16 protein-coding genes are annotated in these 18,422 nt (G+C 45.5%); 2 read left to right on the top strand and 14 right to left on the bottom strand.

The window, feature by feature from the left end; translation table 11 throughout:
- Positions 1-3 precede the first annotated feature (3 nt).
- Positions 4-873, bottom strand: coding sequence for a pyridoxamine kinase (locus GPK88_RS12915; RefSeq protein ID WP_243278968.1), 870 nt, complete (start codon positions 871-873; stop codon positions 4-6).
- Between the two features lie 89 nt (positions 874-962).
- On the opposite strand from GPK88_RS12915, the gene pdxR reads away from it, so the two are divergent.
- Positions 963-2,300, top strand: a complete 1,338-nt coding sequence (gene pdxR, locus GPK88_RS12910; RefSeq protein ID WP_148448020.1) for a MocR-like pyridoxine biosynthesis transcription factor PdxR — start codon at positions 963-965, stop codon at positions 2,298-2,300.
- A 25-nt stretch (positions 2,301-2,325) separates the two neighbouring features.
- Here pdxR and GPK88_RS12905 read toward each other — a convergent pair whose 3' ends face one another.
- From GPK88_RS12905 to GPK88_RS12850, 12 genes are all read right to left on the bottom strand, one after another.
- Positions 2,326-2,967 (bottom strand): precorrin-8X methylmutase, encoded by a 642-nt coding sequence (locus GPK88_RS12905; protein ID WP_148448022.1) that lies wholly within the window; start codon positions 2,965-2,967, stop codon positions 2,326-2,328.
- A 2-nt stretch (positions 2,968-2,969) separates the two neighbouring features.
- On the bottom strand, positions 2,970-4,490 hold the full coding sequence (locus GPK88_RS12900) for a cobyric acid synthase (protein WP_148448024.1): 1,521 nt from the start codon (positions 4,488-4,490) through the stop codon (positions 2,970-2,972).
- The gene (gene cobD / locus GPK88_RS12895) at positions 4,475-5,527 is read right to left on the bottom strand and encodes a threonine-phosphate decarboxylase CobD (RefSeq protein WP_148448026.1); all 1,053 of its coding nucleotides are present in this window, start codon (positions 5,525-5,527) and stop codon (positions 4,475-4,477) included. Before cobD ends, GPK88_RS12900 begins: the two co-directional genes overlap by 16 nt.
- A 65-nt stretch (positions 5,528-5,592) precedes the next feature.
- A complete protein-coding gene (gene cbiB, locus GPK88_RS12890; RefSeq protein WP_148448028.1) occupies positions 5,593-6,567 on the bottom strand; it encodes an adenosylcobinamide-phosphate synthase CbiB in 975 nt (324 codons plus the stop codon).
- Positions 6,554-7,957, bottom strand: coding sequence for a cobyrinic acid a,c-diamide synthase CobB (locus tag GPK88_RS12885; protein WP_148448030.1), 1,404 nt, complete (start codon positions 7,955-7,957; stop codon positions 6,554-6,556). The genes cbiB and GPK88_RS12885 overlap by 14 nt, the downstream gene beginning before the upstream one ends.
- Entirely contained in the window at positions 7,954-9,930 is a 1,977-nt protein-coding gene (gene cobK, locus GPK88_RS12880) for a precorrin-6A reductase (protein ID WP_148448032.1), read from the bottom strand. The genes GPK88_RS12885 and cobK overlap by 4 nt, the downstream gene beginning before the upstream one ends.
- Positions 9,923-10,654, bottom strand: coding sequence for a precorrin-3B C(17)-methyltransferase (gene cobJ / locus GPK88_RS12875; protein WP_148448034.1), 732 nt, complete (start codon positions 10,652-10,654; stop codon positions 9,923-9,925). The genes cobK and cobJ overlap by 8 nt, the downstream gene beginning before the upstream one ends.
- The gene (locus GPK88_RS12870; protein WP_252197772.1) at positions 10,647-11,708 is read right to left on the bottom strand and encodes a cobalt-precorrin 5A hydrolase; all 1,062 of its coding nucleotides are present in this window, start codon (positions 11,706-11,708) and stop codon (positions 10,647-10,649) included. The genes cobJ and GPK88_RS12870 overlap by 8 nt, the downstream gene beginning before the upstream one ends.
- Before the next feature lie 30 nt (positions 11,709-11,738).
- Positions 11,739-12,497, bottom strand: a complete 759-nt coding sequence (gene cobM, locus GPK88_RS12865; RefSeq protein ID WP_148448038.1) for a precorrin-4 C(11)-methyltransferase — start codon at positions 12,495-12,497, stop codon at positions 11,739-11,741.
- Positions 12,498-12,499: 2 nt separating this feature from the next.
- Positions 12,500-13,201 (bottom strand): precorrin-2 C(20)-methyltransferase, encoded by a 702-nt coding sequence (cobI, locus tag GPK88_RS12860; protein WP_148448040.1) that lies wholly within the window; start codon positions 13,199-13,201, stop codon positions 12,500-12,502.
- 73 nt (positions 13,202-13,274) lie between these two features.
- A complete protein-coding gene (gene cbiD, locus GPK88_RS12855; RefSeq protein WP_148448042.1) occupies positions 13,275-14,456 on the bottom strand; it encodes a cobalt-precorrin-5B (C(1))-methyltransferase CbiD in 1,182 nt (393 codons plus the stop codon).
- Between the two features lie 628 nt (positions 14,457-15,084).
- Positions 15,085-16,425, bottom strand: coding sequence for an MATE family efflux transporter (locus GPK88_RS12850; RefSeq protein ID WP_148448811.1), 1,341 nt, complete (start codon positions 16,423-16,425; stop codon positions 15,085-15,087).
- 227 nt (positions 16,426-16,652) lie between these two features.
- Here GPK88_RS12850 and GPK88_RS12845 point away from each other — a divergent pair, with 227 nt between their 5' ends.
- Complete coding sequence (locus GPK88_RS12845) at positions 16,653-17,546, top strand: RluA family pseudouridine synthase (protein WP_173761729.1); 894 nt, start codon at positions 16,653-16,655, stop codon at positions 17,544-17,546.
- A 94-nt stretch (positions 17,547-17,640) separates the two neighbouring features.
- Here GPK88_RS12845 and GPK88_RS12840 read toward each other — a convergent pair whose 3' ends face one another.
- Positions 17,641-18,405, bottom strand: coding sequence for a type III pantothenate kinase (locus GPK88_RS12840; RefSeq protein WP_148448807.1), 765 nt, complete (start codon positions 18,403-18,405; stop codon positions 17,641-17,643).
- Positions 18,406-18,422: the final 17 nt, after the last annotated feature.

The raw sequence follows: 18,422 nt of genomic DNA, 5'->3' as shown, positions 1-18,422 counted from the left end.
TTATTATGAAAGTAACATACCTAGATGCGCTTCAAAGCATACCCCGTCATTACGGTCTGTTCCTTCTGATACTGCGTCTCTGATTGATGTGGAAATAAACTCCACCGCCATATGTGCACAGGTTTCCATAGAATATCCTTTCACCAGCCCGGCACTGAGCACTGACGCAAAAAGATCTCCGGTTCCGGAATAACTTCCACCGGATTTTTCGGCAAATACCCAGGAGACCTTCTCTTTTTCCAGGACAAGATTTCCCATTTTCGGTGTCTGGCTGTTTTCTCGGTAACTCACACCTGTAATCACCACTGCGGAAAGAGAAAATTCAAGAACAAGGCGCTGTCCGATCTCCTGGATTTTCTCCAGCCTTTCTGCCTCCGGCATAGTTTCCAGAACTTTCCATTTTTTCTCCATTTCTTCTTTTCCGTAAAGGAGCAGCAATGCCTCTGTAAGGTTTGGGGTAATTACATAGGAACGGCTGACCAGTTCGCGGAAACGGCTTCGAAGTCCCTCTGTATAAATCGGGTAGACTTCCCCGTCATCGCCCATTACCGGATCAGTAAGAATCAATGTCTCCTCACCGGCAAACAGATCCATAAATTTCAGGATCTTATCTGCCTGCTTTTCATCCGAGAGAAAACCTGTATAAATTCCATCCGGGATAAATCCCCGCTTTTTCCACTGTTCCATATATGGCGTCATCTGCCGAGTAAGATCCTCGCAGAAATAAGTTTCATATCCTGTCTGATTACTTAAAACAGCGGTAGGAAACGGGCATGCCTGCACTCCCATCACGGAGATTACTGGAATGGCTGCTGTCAGCGAGCATTTTCCCAGTCCGGAAAGATCATTGATCACGGCTATTTTCTTCATCATAATTCTCCAGTCTTGTGTTTTTTTCTGTATTATTATAGAATGAATTGTCAGGTTTACGCAATCATTTTTGGAAGGAAATTACCATACCTATGTTGAATATATCCGTAGAACACAAAAAAGAACACCTCTATCTGGAGGTTTATCATTATTACCGGAAGCTGATTCTGGAAAACCGTCTGCTCCCGGGCAGCAAGATGCCTTCACTCCGTAAATGTGCCCAGGAGCTGAAGCTGAGCCGTACCACCATCGAAAACGCATATCTTCAGCTTGCGGCAGATGGTTATATTATCGCCCGGGCACAGAGCGGTTATTACGTTACCGATATTGCAACCAAACAGCATCCTCCTGCTCCGGAAAAACATGCGGCAGACGTCCCTCCCTGTCTTTATGATTTCGCCTCCTCCGGCGTAGACCGGGAAAGTTTCCGCTTCGATCTCTGGCAGCGTTACATCAAAAGTGCACTCCGTCAGGGTGACCGTATGCTTTCCTACGGTGAACCCCAGGGGGAAAAAGATTTCCGGGAAGTTCTCGCCGATTATATCCGGGAACGCAGAAATGTGATCTGCTCTCCGGATGATATTGTTGTGGGCGCAGGCCTGCAGAGTCTTCTCCAGATTCTCTGCCCTCTGCTTCTGGAACAAAAAACCGTTTCTTTTCCCACCCCATCCTTTATTCAGGGAAGTACCATTTTTGAAGATTATGGATTTGATGTCCACTACAGGGATAAAAACTGTGATGTAATCTATGTTTCTCCTGCCCATATGACCAAATGGGGTGAAATCATGACTGTAAAACGCCGTCTGGAACTGATTCACCATGCACAGGCCAACGGCCACCTGATCATTGAAGATGATTTTGAAAATGAATTCGTTTATCTGCAGAAACCAACACCATCTCTTTTCGGTCTTTCCGGAGGCGAAAACGTTGTATACATCGGATCTTTTTCCAGACTTCTTCTTCCATCCATCCGTGTCAGCTTTATGGTACTTCCGCCCACCCTCCGGGAACGGTACCAAAAAAAAGCAGACTTTTACAACCAGACTGCTTCCAAGGCAGAACAGATTGCTCTCTGCCAGTTTATCCGTGACGGCCACCTGGTTTCCCAGACAAGAAAACTCCGCCGTCTGTATGCACAGAAACTGAAAGCCCTCTCCACTGCTGTCCGGGAAACCTTCGGTACAGACTGCCAGATCAAAACAGGGGCTGCCGGAACCAGTCTGGCTCTTACCATTCCCTGCACAATTTCAGGCAGCGAACTGAAAAAAAAAGCACGTGAAAAAGGCCTCCGTCTGGAAATTCTGAAGGAAACCCCGGAAGATATCACACTGGTTCTTTCCTGTTCTTCCATTCCTGTAAAAGATTTCCTGCCTGCATGTCAGCTTCTGAAAAGTGTTGTGGAAAAAAACGCCTCCGCTGCCTGTTTTTAACAGTTGCGGAGGCGTTTTTACATTCTTAATCTCTTCGGTTATCAATCATATAAAGCAGTGCATTTACAATACACGCCGCAATATTGCTTCCACCCTTTCGTCCTTTTGCCACAATATACGGAACATCTGCATGCATAATCAGTTCCTTTGACTGTACCACATTTACAAAGCCTACCGGTACGCCAATAATCAGTTCCGGAGAAAGTTTTCCATCCTCAATCAGTTCATAGAGACGAACCAGGGCAGTTGGTGCGTTTCCAATAGCAAAAATCAGCTTCTCATCCATCTCGGCAGCTTTATCCATACTGGCTGTAGCTCTTGTGGTTCCGTTTTTCTTTGCCAGAGCTGCCACATCCTCATCGGACATGAAACAATATGCCTCACCGCCGTAACGCGCAAGAGCACGTTTGTTGATGCCTGCTTTTGCCATCTGCGTATCTGTAACAATGCACGCACCATTTCGGATCGCTTCCATTGCCTTTTCTACCGCACCCTCAGAAAAACAGAGATTTTTTGCATAATCAAAATCCGCACTTGTATGAATACAGCGTTTTACAATCAGCTCTGTTCCCGGAATCAGAGGAGTGTCTCCCAATTCTTCGGTAATGATCTCAAAACTTCTTTTTTCGATCTCCATGGGTTTTACATTTTCAAGCTCAACTTTCATTTTTATTCGTCCTCCGTAATCCCGTTTTCCAGTATCTCATAGATTTTTTTCATATCCAGATGTTTTCTAAGCTCTGCCGCCAGGATATCATACTGCTGCTCTTTAAATGCGGCAAAATCCACTCCTGTCATATTTTCCACATCAATGCCCTTTTTCTCACCGATCACACGGATAATCGCCTCTGCAGATGCCTCTTTATCAAAGACTCCATGTATATAGGTTCCGCACACATTTCCGGAAAAAGCGCCTTCCTCTTTGGTCTCACCACTGACACTGTCCGTAATTTTTGTGGCTGTACCCGCATCTTCCTTTCGAATACTCTCTCCCATATGGATCTCATAACCTTCAATTTCTGCTCCGGAAAGAGGTGCAAACACACCGGAAAGCTGTCCAAACTGTCCGTGAACCCTTGTCCTTGTTTTCTTTTCCGCAAATATGGTATCCATGGGAAGAAGGCCCATTCCCTTCATGGAGCCGCCATTTTCCACTCCATGAGGATCGCTTAAAGTTTCTCCCAGCATCTGATAACCACCACAGACACCAAAAATCAGCTTTCCTCTGGAAGCCTCTTTCAGAACTGCCGCTTCCATTCCGCTTTCCCTCATCCAGATCAGATCGCCCATCGTGTTCTTGGTTCCCGGAAGAATAATCATATCCGGAGAATGGAGATCTCTTGGATGTTTCACATAGCGAAGTGAAACGCCCGGAATGCTTTCGAAAGGATTGAAATCTGTGAAATTGGAAATCCTAGGAGTTCGAATCACCGCGATATCAATCACACCGGCTTCCTGTTTTCTGTCAAAGCGTTCCGTAAGGCTGTCCTCATCTTCTACCTGAATATCCAAATATGGAGCCACTCCCACAACCGGAATTTTGCTTCTCTCTTCCAGCATCGCAACACCAGGATCCAGAATGGTCTTATCCCCACGGAATTTGTTGATGATCAGGCCTTTCACCATAGCCTTTTCATCTTCTTCCAGAAGTTCCACCGTACCGATCAGCTGTGCGAAAACGCCACCACGGTCAATGTCACCTACAAGAAGAACCGGCGCCTTGGCCATCTTTGCCATTCCCATGTTTACAATGTCCTCATCCTTGAGATTGATCTCTGCCGGACTTCCCGCACCTTCGATTACAATGATATCATTTTCTGCCGCAAGGGCATTGTAAGCTTTCATTACATCCGGAACCAGTGTCTTTTTATATTTAAAATAATCTCTGGCACTCATGGTTCCAAGAACTTCTCCGTTAACAATTACCTGGGAACCTACATCATTGGTTGGCTTCAGAAGAATTGGATTCATCAGTACCGATGGCTTGATCCCGGCTGCTTCTGCCTGCATGACCTGGGCACGTCCCATTTCAAGCCCATCCTCTGTAATAAAAGAATTCAGGGCCATATTCTGTGATTTAAAAGGAGCCACTTTATAGCCATCCTGCTTAAAAATTCTGCAAAGCCCTGCTGCCAGCAGACTTTTTCCGGCATTGGACATGGTTCCCTGTACCATTATTGCTTTTGCCATAATATACCTCCCTCAAGTACCTGGATCAGTTTTACATTTTCCTCATGGCGCTTTACCGCAATCCTGTAAAAGCCTTTGGTGAGCCCCGGATAATTGCTGCAGTCCCGGATCAGGATGCGTTTCCGAAGACAGAACTCATACAGTTCTTCCGGCCCTTTAAAGAAAATATAATTTGCTTCCGACGGAAATACTTTATACCCAATGCGGGTCATCTCATTTTTCAGCCATTGTGACTCCCGAAAAACAAGCTGTCTTCCTTCCTCTACATATTTTGTCTCTGTCAGTGCCTGGATTCCCGCAGCCTGCGCCATGGTGGAAACATTCCAGGGCTGAACATGAAGTTCCATTTTCTCCATCAGTTTCCGGTTGGAACAAAGCCCATATCCCAGCCGCACGCCGGCCATGGCATATCTCTTTGTAAATGCTTTCAGTATAAAAAGATTGTTAAATCCCGAAAGTGACCGTTTCAGAGAATATTCCTCCGGTTCTTTCACAAAATCCAAAAAACATTCGTCTACCACCAGAAGAATCCCAAGTTTTCTGCACTTTTCCAGAATCCGTTTCAGAAGCCTGTGAGGAATCAGCATACCGGTGGGATTATTCGGATTGCATAAAAATGCCATATCCAGTCCTTTGTGAAGAATATCCAGATAAGACTCCCCCAGCACAAAACCTTCATTTTCCGTCAGCATATAATATTCCAGTTTACAATCCGTGCTCTCCAGTGCCTGTCCGTATTCTGCAAAAGTCGGCGCGGGAAGCAGCGCCTTTTTGGGTTTTACCGCACGGCAGAGGGTAAAAATCACTTCTGCCGCACCATTTCCACAGACAATTTCTTCTTTTTTTACGCCTTCATATTCTGCAATCTTTTCCCGAAGAAGATCACAGCCTACCTGAGGATACTGTGCAATATGATCCAGACTGCCGATAATCGCCTGTTTTACGCTTTCCGGTGTTCCCAGAGGATTCAGATTCGCTGAAAAATCAAGGCAGTCTTTATGTCTGTATACATCTCCTCCATGTACGTGTTTTGTCATTGGTTCCTCTCCTGTCTGTTATGTATTATCTGCATCTTTTCCGGGTCAGAACGTTTCTGCGCCGGTCAGAAAAACAACATACGAATGCCTGCACTGATCAGACAAAATATAAGAATTCCCAGCACAGATGCCGCATACATCAAACGGTTGGCTCTTTTGATATCCTCCGGCTCCACCGGGCGGATCGGATCACCAATCGTAGGTTTTTCATATAATTTTCCAAAATAATACGCATTTCCCGCAAGCTGTACTTCCAGAGCACCTGCCATAGCTGCTTCCGTCTGTGCGGAGTTGGGGCTTGCATGGTTTCTCCGGTCTCTTTTATAGATCCTGGCTGCATTTTTTGTGTTCATTCCTATCAAAACCGTTCCCGCTACCATCAGCCAGCCGGAAATTCTGGCGGGGATATAATTGGCCACATCATCCAGCTTTGCGGCAACTCGTCCAAAATACAGATATCTGTCATTTTTATAACCCAGCATGGAATCCATGGTGTTGATTCCCTTGTACAAAAACATCAGCGGTACTCCGCCGACAGCCATATAAAGCATAGGGGCAATTACGCCGTCTGATGCATTTTCTGCCACGGTTTCCACTGCTGCTTTTGTCACACCGATCTCCGTAAGTTCTTTTGTATCACGGCCGACAATCATGGATACCGCATAACGCGCTTCATCCAATGTTCCATTTTTCAGACGGTCATAGACTTTCATGCTTTCATCTTTCAGGGAGCGGGTGGCAAGAAGCTGGTAACACCAGAAAGTTTCCAGTATAAATCCAGCCACTGTTGAAAAACGGTAGAGATAATGCAGAACCAGAAATGGTACTCCGCCACTGAACAGACAGATCAGCACCACAGTCACAAAACCGCCGGCAAGTTCCCCTCCATGACTTTTCGGAAAAATTCTGCGAATTCCTTTTTCCAGCAACGCAATCAGATTTCCGATGACACAGATAGGATGATACAGCCATCTGGGATCTCCGATAAGAAGATCCAGGACAAATCCCATAACCAGTGCAGGAAGACTATATTTCAACATCTTTCTTCATCCTCCGTTCTTTCTTGTATTCCAGCGCATCTGTCAGAAAACGCACCGGAACCTTCGGATTTCCATAATAATAAAGATGAGGAAATCCTGCCATCATGCGGTCCTTTTTGTGGATACAGTCCCAGCCTCTTTTGGATGCCGGTTTTGACGCATGGAACGCGGCGCCACAGTCCGTGGAATCAAAATAATGAAACTCATGGGCAGGTATTTCACCAAGTCCGGTATTTTCTTTTTCTGTAAGAGTAATATATCCAAATCTGTTAAGTCTGGGTGTCCGAAAAGATCTTCCCCGGATTACACCGCAGACCTTACGGAAATGGCCTTCCATGTCCTCCATCTCCTGATGAAGATACATAAATCCGCCACATTCTGCCAGGCAGGGCATTCCTTGTTCCATCGCATTTCGAATCGCCAAACACATCTTCTGATTCTTTTCCAGCGCTTCTCCGTTCAGTTCCGGATATCCGCCGCAAAGAAGAAGTCCATCCAGATCTTCCGGAAGTTTTTCATCATGGATCGGAGAAAACGTTACCAATTCTGCCCCCATCTGTTCCAGAAGATTTAAATTATCCGCATAAAAAAAGCAGAAAGCTTCATCGTCTGCCACACCAATCCGTACTTTTTCCTCTGTATGATAGGCAAATGCAGCGTCTTCCTGAATCAGCTTTTTCAAATCCGGTGCCTGAAGTTCCGGTGCAGTTTGGGCAAGTTCCAGAATTCCGTCAATATCCAGTGTCTTTTCCAAAACTTCCGCAAGTTTCTGTAAACGGTTTTTCAGTTCCGGAATTTCTTCCGGAAGCACCAGTCCCAGATGACGGCTTTCAATAACACAGTCTTCCACTTTTGGTACATATCCCAGAACTTTTACGGAAAGCTCTTCTTCCAGAAGCTGTTTCATCCTCGGATACAACATCGGAGACATCTGATTAAAAATCACTCCACAGATATGGCTGTCTTTCTTATATTCCAGAAATCCCTTCACATAGGCAGCCAGTGATACACTCATCCCACGGCTGTTTACAATCAGAATCACCGGTGTATCCGTAGTTTTTGCAAGATCATAGGCACTGGCTCTGGATGTCGTTCCACCCACACCATCATAATAACCCATGACACCTTCCATCACCGCAATCTCACAGTCTGCGGCATTTTTTGCCAGAAGGTATCTGGTCCTGTTTTCATCTGTAAAAAATGTATCCAGATTCCTGGATTTCGTACCGATTACCCGGCTGTGGAACATAGGATCAATATAATCTGGTCCACATTTAAAAGAGGCAGTCTTTAAATTCCGGTTTACCAGTGCCTGCAGAAGGCCGCAGGTAATCAGGGTTTTTCCACTTCCGCTTGCACCTGCCGCAAGAAGCACTCTGGGAATTTTCACTTTGGTTCCTCCCCTCTTCCACTGCAGGAAATAATATAAATCGGGTTTTCTCCCATCATCATATGGTATCTTCCAACAGATTTGGATCTTGCAACTCCAAGCTGTACAATATCCACGTCTTCCAGATCAAATTTGCGGATGGCTTCCATGGCTTCCGTAACCGTTTCCAGAGTAATACAGTTAATCACAATACGTACTTCCGGGTTCTTTTCCAGAAGAAGTTTTATAATTGCATCCATATTTCCGGAGGAACCACCGATAAATGCATGAGTCGGAACCTCCAGTTCCATCATAGCCTCCGGTGCCATTCCAGATATGATCTCCAGATTATCTACCGCAAATTTCTGTTTATTCTCTTTCAGAAGTGCAAGGGCGTCTTCTTTTTTCTCAATGGCATAGACCTTTCCGTTCCATGCACGAAGAGCCATTTCAACAGATACAGACCCTGTTCCTGCCCCCACATCATAACAGATGGAGTCTTCAGACAGATGAAGTTTGGAAAGAGACACGGTCCGTACCTCTTCCTTTGTCATCGGCGCCTTTCCCCTTTGAAATTCTTCATCTCGGATTCCATGAACTGCCGGCAGAGGCCGGGCATTTTCGTTATACGCTGTCACCACACTTAATGCATCTCCATGGTATTCCGTAAGATTTTCTGCCTTATCGTGAAAAATTTTCTCCTGGTCATAGGAAAGATTCTCTCCTACATAAAGTGTCACATCCCCCATGTTGTAATCTACCAGTTTTGATGCAAGTGCCGCCACTCCATCCTCGGTTCCAAGAATGGAAAACACTTTTCGATTGTTCCGGATCAGAGAGACCAGATTACAGTCTCTTCCGTGGGCACTGACAATCTTTGCGTCATCCCAGGAAAGTCCGATTTTTGCCATAAAATATACCACAGAAGAAATTCCACAGATCACCTGAACTTCCTCTCCCAGAAGATCCAGAAGTTTTTTTGCTCCGCTGTAGAATCCCACATCCCCCGAAAGCGCAATGGCAACCGTCCGGTATTCCGGATGTGCTTTGATATATTCTGCAATCTTTTCGCTGCGGTATTCATGAAGAACCGCCTGGCCTGGTTTCTGCACGGCTTCCGTCATACGTCTGGCTCCGATCAGAAGCTCCGCCTCCTCAAAAGCTTTCTTTCCCTCTAAAGTCAGCGTTTTTTCTGCCCCCATGCCGATTCCCACAAGAGAAATCTTCTGTGACAGACTCACCCCGAAGAATTTTGCCAGAAAAACCCTGGCTTCTAAAAGAGAGAGCCCTTCTTCCTTCAGTGGTCTTCCAATAATCACCGGAATAACACCTGCGCGCCGGCAGGCCTCCATTTTTTCCGGAAATCCTCCCGCCAGCCCGGTATCTTTCGTCACCAGATAACTGCACTGATACTGGCGCAGCATTGCTTCATTGATTTCCGTCGAAAACGGTCCCTGCATACCGATGAGATGTTTTCCCTCAACTCCAAGTTCCGCGCAGGCACTGATTACAGAAGGAATTGAGAGAACCCTTGCAAAAAGCCTCTCTTTATAATCCGGAATTACTGTGAATTTGGCCAGTTCCTTACTTCCCGTAGTAAGAAAGATATTTCCTTCTGTGCCGCAAAGAAACTCTGCCGCTTTTTCCGTACTTTCCACATAAACTGCCGTTTCACTTTTTTCTCCCTCTGGACGAAGAACCCGCTGATAACGAACTCCCGTATTTTCACAGGCTGCCCGGATATTTTTTGTTACTTCCGCAGCATAAGGGTGTGTGGCATCCAGAACAATTTCCGGTGTTTCCTTTCGGAAAAGTTCCTCCATATCTTCTGTTTTCAGCCTTCCTGCACTGACATGAAGGAACTCATTTTCTTTAAGAAGAGAGCCACCGTACTCTGTAGCTGCACAGGCATACACCGAAACTTTATTTTCCGCAAGAAACTCACAGAGTGCATAACCTTCTGTGGTACCTGCAAAAACAATGGCTTTATACATTCTTATATCCTCTTGGCGTTACCATCTTGCCATCTATGTTCTTTGTCTGGGAATTTCCCACAAAAACAGTAGTAAACATATCCACTTCTGTGTCTCGAAGTTCTCTTAACGTCATAACCTGCGCGGTTTCTCCCTCTCTTGCGATCTGAGCAACTGTACCGCATACTGTATCCGGAGACTTGTATTTCATCATCAGGTCACAGGCTTTCTGAAGATAATCTTTGCGCTTTCTGCTGGATGGATTGTAAAGGCATACTACAAAATCCGCCTGTGCGGCTGCCAGAAGCCTTGCCTCAATTTTTTCCCATGGAGTGAGAAGATCACTTAAGCTGATCAGACAGAAATCATGAATCAGCGGTGCTCCCAGGACTGCAGCCCCACCGGTTGCAGCTGTTACACCTGGAATAATGTTAAGCTCCACATCCGGATAATTTTCTCCCACTTCATACATCAGACCTGCCATGCCATAGACACCGGCATCTCCACTGCAGATCATGGAAACAGTTTTTCCTTTTTTTGCTTCCTCAAAGGCAAGTACACAGCGATCCACCTCTTTCTTCATCGGGGTGGTCATAAATTCTTTTCCTGCAAAATATTCTTTTACAAGATCCACATATACAGTATAGCCAATGATCACATCGCTTTCATTTAATGCACGGATCGCTCTTCCAGTCATCTGGTCGTATGCTCCCGGGCCAATTCCAACAACATAAATTTTACTCAAAACGTATCCTCCGATTTCCGGCTGCAAGGGCGGTGGTTACACCGTCCCGGCCTGTTTTTTTTCTGATCAGGGTACCCTGTCCGCAACCCAGAACCGCGCTTCTTTCACAGACATTGTCTACACCTGTTATTTTTTTGACAAATTTTGATGGAGTAAAATCTCCTTTTACTGCTCTCAGCTCTTCTTCGGTAAAAGTCCGAAATGGAAGGTTCCAGGTTTCTGCCAAAGACAGTAAACCTTGCTCCTCTTTTTTCAGATCAATACTTGTGACCGCCTGCAGTGCTTCTTTATACAGATCTGCTTCTTCCAGACATTTCTCCGCCGCTGCCTGGATTGTTGCAGCATCTTTACCCTTTCTGCATCCCATTCCCAGAACTACGTCAGGTGGTACTACGTGAACGGTATTTTTAAATGGCAGACAGCTTTTATGAAACGTCACCGCAATACCGGTTTCCGGCACTTTGCCTGTTTCTGAAGCTGTCTGATCCTCTTTCTTATTTAAGGGGCTTCCGTCTTTTCCGCAAAGCATCAGTCCCTCCGGCAATTCGCCTTCCCATGGAAACTCACTGTAAAACCCAACCGTCTCTCCTGCAAGCAGTGCTGCTGACGCTTCTTTCGCAGCCTTCATATGAAAAATCGCACACCCGTTTTTTTTTGCAAAAACATCTACCGCAAAACGGCTGTGAAGATCTGTCGCTGTAGTTACCACAGGTACTGCCTGGAGATCCTTCGCACATCGGATGGCCAGTTCATTTGCTCCGCCCAAATGACCGGAAAGAAGTGAAATCACGAATTTTCCACATTCATCCACTACCAGCACAGCAGGATCTGTTTTTTTTCCTGCAATATAGGGTGCAATGCTTCGAACCGCAATTCCACAGGCACCTACAAAAATCACTCCGTCTTTTCCGGACTGAAACTGCTCCTCTGCCCATTTTGAGACAGATACAGAAATCGAATCCGGAAGATAACGGCTCTTTTTTGCCAGCGTAACCTGATCTCCTTCTTTTTCCAGTGCCCTTTGAAGTTTTTCCCCTGTCTCCAGTCCTGTCATACTGAAGCAAATAACGGAAATATTCATGTTCTATTTCGTAGCCTCACGGAACTCTGTTGTAAATCCGGGATCATAAAGCTTGGAGCGGTCATAATGTGCCGCATTTACTGCATCTCCCACCAGCATCAGAGCTGTCTTTGTGATATTGTTCTCCTTTGCTGTCTGTGCAAGAGTTCCCACTGTACAGATAAATTTCTTTTCATCCGGCCAGGTTGCCTTATAAACAATAGCTGCCGGTGTATCTTCCCGGTAACCGCCCTCTACCAGTCTGCGGCTCAGTTCTTCCAGCATACCTGTACTGAGGAAAATTACCATTGTTGCGTTATGTGCGGCAAAAGACTGAATACTTTCTTTTGTCGGAACCGGTGTTCTTCCTTCCATTCTGGTAATAATTACACTCTGAGAAATATCCGGAAGAGTATATTCCAGATTCAGTGCTGACGCTGCTCCGCAGAATGCACTGACACCTGGACAGGAATCATAAGGAATCCCCTTTTCATCCAGAATATCCATCTGCTCACGGATTGCACCGTAAATACACGGGTCACCGGTATGCAGACGAACGGTCATTTTTCCTTCTGCTTCTGCTCTTTCCATAACGGAAATCACTTCCTCAAGAGTCATCTTTGCACTGTTATGAATGGTGCAGACATCTTTGGAATACTCCAGAAGCTGCGGATTTACAAGAGAACCTGCATAGATAATTACATCTGCTTCCTCCAGATACTGTTTTCCTCTTACTGTGATAAGATCCGACGCTCCCGGACCTGCTCCTACGAAATGTACCATAACTATTCCTGTGTCCTTTCTTTATTTTCTTTAATGATAATCAGAGAATAATATCCCGCATCCTCCGGAATCTCTTCCACACTTCTGTAGATTTTTTCATCCGGCATTCCGCAGTTTTCAATCATCATGGCTTCCGCACCCTGAGCGAGAAGCTGCTCTTTTACATTTCTCATTTTCTTTCCGGCTTTCATAAGAACCTTGGTTCCCGGAAGTTTCAGTGCATCCTCAATCTGATAGGAAGCCGGAATTACATGGAGAGGCTCTGCTTTTTCCACAAGTCCGGTATTCAGACGTGCAGAAACCGCACAGAAGGATGTGATTCCACAGACAATTTCTGTGTCATACCCCTGCGCTACAAGCCTGTGATGTACATAGAGATAGGTGGAATAAACGGTTGGATCTCCAAGTGTCAGAAATACCACATCTTTCCCCTGATCCAGGACAGCTTTTACTTTCTCGGCACCTGCATCGTGATAACTTTTCAGGACTTCTGGATCTTTTGACATTGGAAAAGGAACTGCAAGGAGTTCTTTTTTTCCAAGTTCCGGATAAGCACCCTCTACAATTTTAAATGCTACCGTATCTTCCGGAATCTCTCCTGGAAGTGCAATTACTTCTGCCTCTTTTACAAGTCGAAGTGCTTTTAAGGTAAGAAGTTCGGGATCTCCTGGTCCTACACCTACACCGTATAATTTACCTGCCATTTTTCTTTCCTCCTGTAATCTATTTATTAACAGAATGATTTTTTTCTGTTCCTGTTATTTTGTAATAAAATTTTTATAATTTTTCGGATTGTTTCTTTATTTCTGTAATGAGTTTTTCCGCATCCCGTGTCTGTCCCAGCAGTCCATATACATTGGAAAACACCACAGCGCCCAGTACAATCTGTTCATAGGAACGGTGGTCCAGATAAAACTGGATTTTCTCCATTACAATGGCCATGGTTTCTTTCAGAATTCCATATCGTTCAAGAACCGCCAGCGCTTCATCTGTAGTTCCAGCTTCCAGAATTTCTTTGGCACATTCCAGAGTGCCTCCTGCACGGATGGCTGCGGCACAGAGAACTTCCATTCTTCCGTCTGCACAGTGGGAATGGGTATTCATAATCCCTGCGGCAACTTTCACGAATTTTCCAATATGGGCCACAAAAAGAATCCCTTTTACTCCCATATCAATGGCCATATCAATGGTTTCCCCTACATAATTGCTGCATTTGATATTATTTTCAAAAGGAATGGTCATATGTTCCCGCAGATAATCTGCACCATAATTTCCGGGTGTCACCAGTATGTAGTTCTCTCCCTGGCAGAAATGCTGTTTCATTTCCACGTGGATGCTTTCAATCAGTGCTTTTTCACTCATGGGTTCCACAATTCCGCTGGTTCCCAGAATGGAAATTCCACCTAAGATACCAAGCCGGGGATTGAAAGTTTTTTTTGCAATCTCCTCTCCTTCCGGCACAGATACCGTAAGTTTCAGTCCACCTTCATAATTATATTCCTGGGCTGCCTCTTCGGCTTCTCTTAAAATCATGGCTTTGGGCACCGGATTGATGGCAGCCTCTCCCACCTTCTGGGAAAGCCCCGGTTTGGTAACTCGGCCTACACCGATTCCGCCGTCCAGAATAATCTGCGGATGTGTACCGGAATTTTCTGTATTTCCTGAAAAAAATTTTTCTGCTTTTACATAGACCAGAATTCCGTTGGTGGTATCCGGATCGTCACCGGCGTCTTTTTGGACTGCACAGGAGACGTAATCTTCCCCACGGGTGATGTCATGAAGAGCCAGAGTAAGAGTGATTCCCTTTGGGGTGTTTAAGGTGACCTCCGAGAAGGATTCACCGGAAAGCAGCATGCGGACTGCACCACGTGCTGCACCTGCCGCACAGGAACCAGTAGTGTAGCCGTAGCGGAGGCGTTTGTTGTTTTTTATGATGTATTTGTTTTCTAATCCATTCAAATTATTGGGGCCTCCTTTGGGAAATGAGATTTTTTGTAGGAAATTTTTTGTTTTTTCGTTTGGTGTTGCTTTTTAAGCAGTGGGAATTTGCGAGGAGGGGAAGCACTCAGAGTTGCGAAGGCCGTTTCCCCTCCTCGCGCTCCTCCCCTCCGGCCACGCAATTGGGCGTACGGTATTGGAAATGATACACCATGGCGGGGCGATGGATTCCACGATATCGGTCCCGATAGTCTGAGCCGATTAGTCGCTCCGGACGGAAAGCATATCTGCTTCGCAGATTGTTCCTGACTTTTAACTTGAATTTTTATTTTCTGGCAATGTTACACTATGTATACACCTTCACTCTTTTTACAGTCTCATCCGTAATCCAGGAACAGGCCTGCCACGCAGGCCGCCTTCCGTCCCTCCCCAGATCGGCTAAGACTCACACATCCAACAAAGTATCATACATCCACCCTCTCGACAAATTCACATTGCCACAATGCGGAAATTTTCTGCGTGCCCAAGAAGGGGGAGTGTGAGGGGGATCTTCGGGCTTCGCAACTCTGAGATGATCCCCCTCACGGTTTTCCTCCCGTTTTCCAAAACGCCCTCGCCCAAAGGCTTTGGGATCCCATAAGGCAATTTCCTAAATTACCTTATGCTCCAACCACTTGCGGCTGTGGAATCTCCATGTAAATATGATTCCGCGTACTGTCCAGTCTGCAAACATTCCGATCCATACGCCCATTGGCCCAAAGCCCAGGACGCGGATGAGAAATACACAGAGACAAAACCGGCAGGCCCACATGGTACAGCAGGAGGTAATCATGGAAAATTTTACATCTCCGGCTGCACGCAGGCCGTATCCTGGTACAAAACCCATTGTCCAGACAAGCGGTTTTACGATCGTGATCCATGTAATCATATGAATACACATTGCGGCACTTTCTTTTTCCATACCTCCCAGAATGGTAACCGGTCTGGCCAGAATGTAAACGACCAGACAGCTTGCGATAATAACAAATTCCGCAATGACACAGAGTTTTTTTATGTAATAGACCGCCTCATCTTTCCGTCCGGCTCCAAGGCACTGCCCTACAATCGTCATCAAGCCGACACCGACACCGATAGCTGCAATTCCATTTAAGTTCTCCAGAATATTAGTCATCGCCTGGGCTGCAATGGCAGTTGTTCCCAGAGTAGATACGGTTGACTGAATCGCAAGTTTTCCAAGCTGGAACATACTGTTTTCTACTCCGGATGGAATGCCCAGTCCCAGAATTCGCTTGATCATACCCCAATCCGGACGGATCTTCAGATAATCACGGACAACAATGGGCTGCCTGTCTTTCCGCAGCTGATAAAGAACTACCACAGCGCAGAAAATACGGGAAACCAGTGTGGAAAGCGCAGCACCTGCAACACCAAGATGAAATACCCAGATCAGAATCGCATTTCCCCCAATATTCATGACATTGGAAATCATGGAAATCGTCATGGGCCCCTTCGTATTCTCCTGAGCACGGAATATGGAAGCCGCAGAGTCATATGCTGCTATAAACGGAAACGACAGTGCTGTAAAAAAGAAATATGTTTCCGAAGCACGCATGACATCTGCTTCTACCGCTCCGAAAATAAACCGCAGCAGAGGTTTCTGAAAAATAAGACAGACTGCCGATACCGCTACCGAAATTGCAGTGATAATAAACAGCACCTGTCTTGCAGACATGTTTGCTTTCTCATAATTTTTCTGACCGATATACTGGGCACATACAATGGCACCTCCTGCTGCCAGCGCCGAAAAGGCCTGGATCAGAAGTATATTGATGGAGTCTACCAGAGACACCGCAGAAAGAGCCGCAGATCCCACATTGCTGACCATCATGGTATCTGCGGTTCCCATTATCGAATTCAGAATCTGTTCCAGCACAACCGGAACCAGAAGATTACGGATCATCCGGTTGGTAAACATATGCTGCTGTTCCATTGTTTCATCCCCCACACTGTCTATAAAGTTATCCTTTATTTGTCTGTATTTTATCAATTCTGCTATCTTTGACATTATACCCTTTTCCGGCACTTTTTCCAATATATTTTCTGTGTTTTTCTGCAAAACTATACAAACTCTGTCTCCGATGCTATACTGTAACAGAAATCAGCAGAAACATATTCCCGCATGCTTCTGCTGCCAAAATTCAGAAAAGGATGTTCTATATGCAGAGAATTATTACGTATACCATTTCTCCGAAGGATTCCGGGATTTCAATTTTATCTTTTCTCCGGAACAACGGTTTTTCCAAACATATCCTGACTACCATGAAACGCGCAGATCATGCCATTCTTCTTAACGGACAACCCTCTTTTGCCAAAACGGCGCTTAAAGAACAGGACGTTCTTCGCATTCTCGTTCCTGAAGAAGCCGGATCAGAAGAGTCCATCCTTCCTGTAAAAATACCCCTGAATATTCTGTATGAAGATGAAGATATTCTGGTTCTCAATAAACCGGCGGACATGCCAGTACATCCTTCTGCCGGAAATTACGAGAACACTCTGGCCAACGGAGTCGCCTGGTACTACCGACAGCAGGGAGAAACGTTTGTATACCGCTGTATCAACCGGCTGGACCGGGACACAACTGGAGTGCTGGTTCTGGCCAAAAACCCTTTAAGTGGTGCTCTTCTTTCCACTCAGATGAAACAGCGCAGAATCCGCCGCACGTATCTTGCACTTACAGACGGAATTCCACCAGAAAAAGGGACTGTCCGTGCACCAATTGCAAGGGTAAATGACTCCGTAATTACCAGGGAAGTCAATTTTGAACGGAGCGAACCTGCTGTAACGCATTACGAGCGTCTGGCAGTCAGCAATGGATACGCTCTTGTTGAGCTCCATCTTGAAACCGGCCGGACACATCAGATCCGTGTTCATATGAACTACATCGGCTGCCCTCTGCCCGGCGATTTTCTCTATCATCCGGTATTTGACCGGATTGGCAGACAGGCACTTCATTCTTTTCAACTGGAATTCGAGCATCCCATTACCAAAGAGCCACTACGGTTTCTGGCACCTGTGCCGGAAGACTTCCGGAAAGCCTTTACCGGAAGCTGAAGATTTATCAAATGAAAATTCCTCTCACAATGCAAAAACAGCTGTCTGTATACAGATTTCCGCATACAGACAGCTCTTTTCTCATTTTTCTTAATTATTTATTCTTTTCATAAATTATAAGCAATCCCTTAAGAAGAAGATCTTCATCCAGGATAATGTCTTTCTTACAGTGGGAAACAATCTTCTTTGCAAGACCGCCGGTTGCAATGACCGTTGCTTTCTCACCCAGTTCTTCTTCCACACGGTCGATAATTCCGTCAATGGCTGCCGCATTGCTGTAAAGCACACCACTCTTCATGCACTCAATCGTATTCCGTCCGATAACATGCTTTGGTGCGTCAATACTGATTCCACTTAACTGGGAAGCTCTTGCAGTTAACGCATCCAGAGATATTCCAATACCAGGAAGAATCATCCCGCCAATATACTGTTTCTTGCCGTTGACAACTGAAACTGTAGTTGCCGTACCCATATCAATTACAATAAACGGAACCGAATACTCCTTCAAACCAGCTACCGCATCCGCAACAAGATCCGCTCCCAACTGCCCAGGATTGTCCATCATAATATTCAGACCGGTTTTTACACCAGGCCCAAGCACCATGACTTCTTTTTTCAGAATTTTCTCGGCCGCCAGTTTTGCAATATTGGTAATCTGCGGAACAACGGATGAGATGATACATCCATCGATATCCGTCTTTTTAATATGATAAATATCCAGTACTGTTTTCAGATCAACGGCGTATTCCAGCTCTGTCTTTGTCCGCACAGTAGCAAGCCGTTCAATAAAATACGTCTTTTTGTCATCAATGCATCCCACAACAATGTTGGTATTTCCAATATCAATCGCTAAAATCATAATTTTCTTTTCCCGTC

Origin of the sequence: Blautia sp. MCC269 (assembly GCF_018785655.1) — a bacterium.
GTDB lineage: Bacteria > Bacillota > Clostridia > Lachnospirales > Lachnospiraceae > Blautia_A.
Note: the sequence above shows the minus strand (reverse complement) of the source record. Positions and strands in the feature narration are given on the sequence as shown.

Bases quoted from the DNA above. Each gene is read 5' to 3' on its own strand.
- GPK88_RS12915 (WP_243278968.1), bottom strand. From the start codon at position 873: ATGATGAAGAAAATAGCCGTGATCAATGATCTTTCCGGACTGGGAAAA.
- pdxR (WP_148448020.1), top strand. From the start codon at position 963: ATGTTGAATATATCCGTAGAACACAAAAAAGAACACCTCTATCTGGAG.
- GPK88_RS12905 (WP_148448022.1), bottom strand. From the start codon at position 2,967: ATGAAAGTTGAGCTTGAAAATGTAAAACCCATGGAGATCGAAAAAAGA.
- GPK88_RS12900 (WP_148448024.1), bottom strand. From the start codon at position 4,490: ATGGCAAAAGCAATAATGGTACAGGGAACCATGTCCAATGCCGGAAAA.
- cobD (WP_148448026.1), bottom strand. From the start codon at position 5,527: ATGACAAAACACGTACATGGAGGAGATGTATACAGACATAAAGACTGC.
- cbiB (WP_148448028.1), bottom strand. From the start codon at position 6,567: ATGTTGAAATATAGTCTTCCTGCACTGGTTATGGGATTTGTCCTGGAT.
- cobK (WP_148448032.1), bottom strand. From the start codon at position 9,930: ATGTATAAAGCCATTGTTTTTGCAGGTACCACAGAAGGTTATGCACTC.
- GPK88_RS12870 (WP_252197772.1), bottom strand. From the start codon at position 11,708: ATGACAGGACTGGAGACAGGGGAAAAACTTCAAAGGGCACTGGAAAAA.
- cobM (WP_148448038.1), bottom strand. From the start codon at position 12,497: ATGGTACATTTCGTAGGAGCAGGTCCGGGAGCGTCGGATCTTATCACA.
- cobI (WP_148448040.1), bottom strand. From the start codon at position 13,201: ATGGCAGGTAAATTATACGGTGTAGGTGTAGGACCAGGAGATCCCGAA.
- GPK88_RS12850 (WP_148448811.1), bottom strand. From the start codon at position 16,425: ATGGAACAGCAGCATATGTTTACCAACCGGATGATCCGTAATCTTCTG.
- GPK88_RS12845 (WP_173761729.1), top strand. From the start codon at position 16,653: ATGCAGAGAATTATTACGTATACCATTTCTCCGAAGGATTCCGGGATT.
- GPK88_RS12840 (WP_148448807.1), bottom strand. From the start codon at position 18,405: ATGATTTTAGCGATTGATATTGGAAATACCAACATTGTTGTGGGATGC.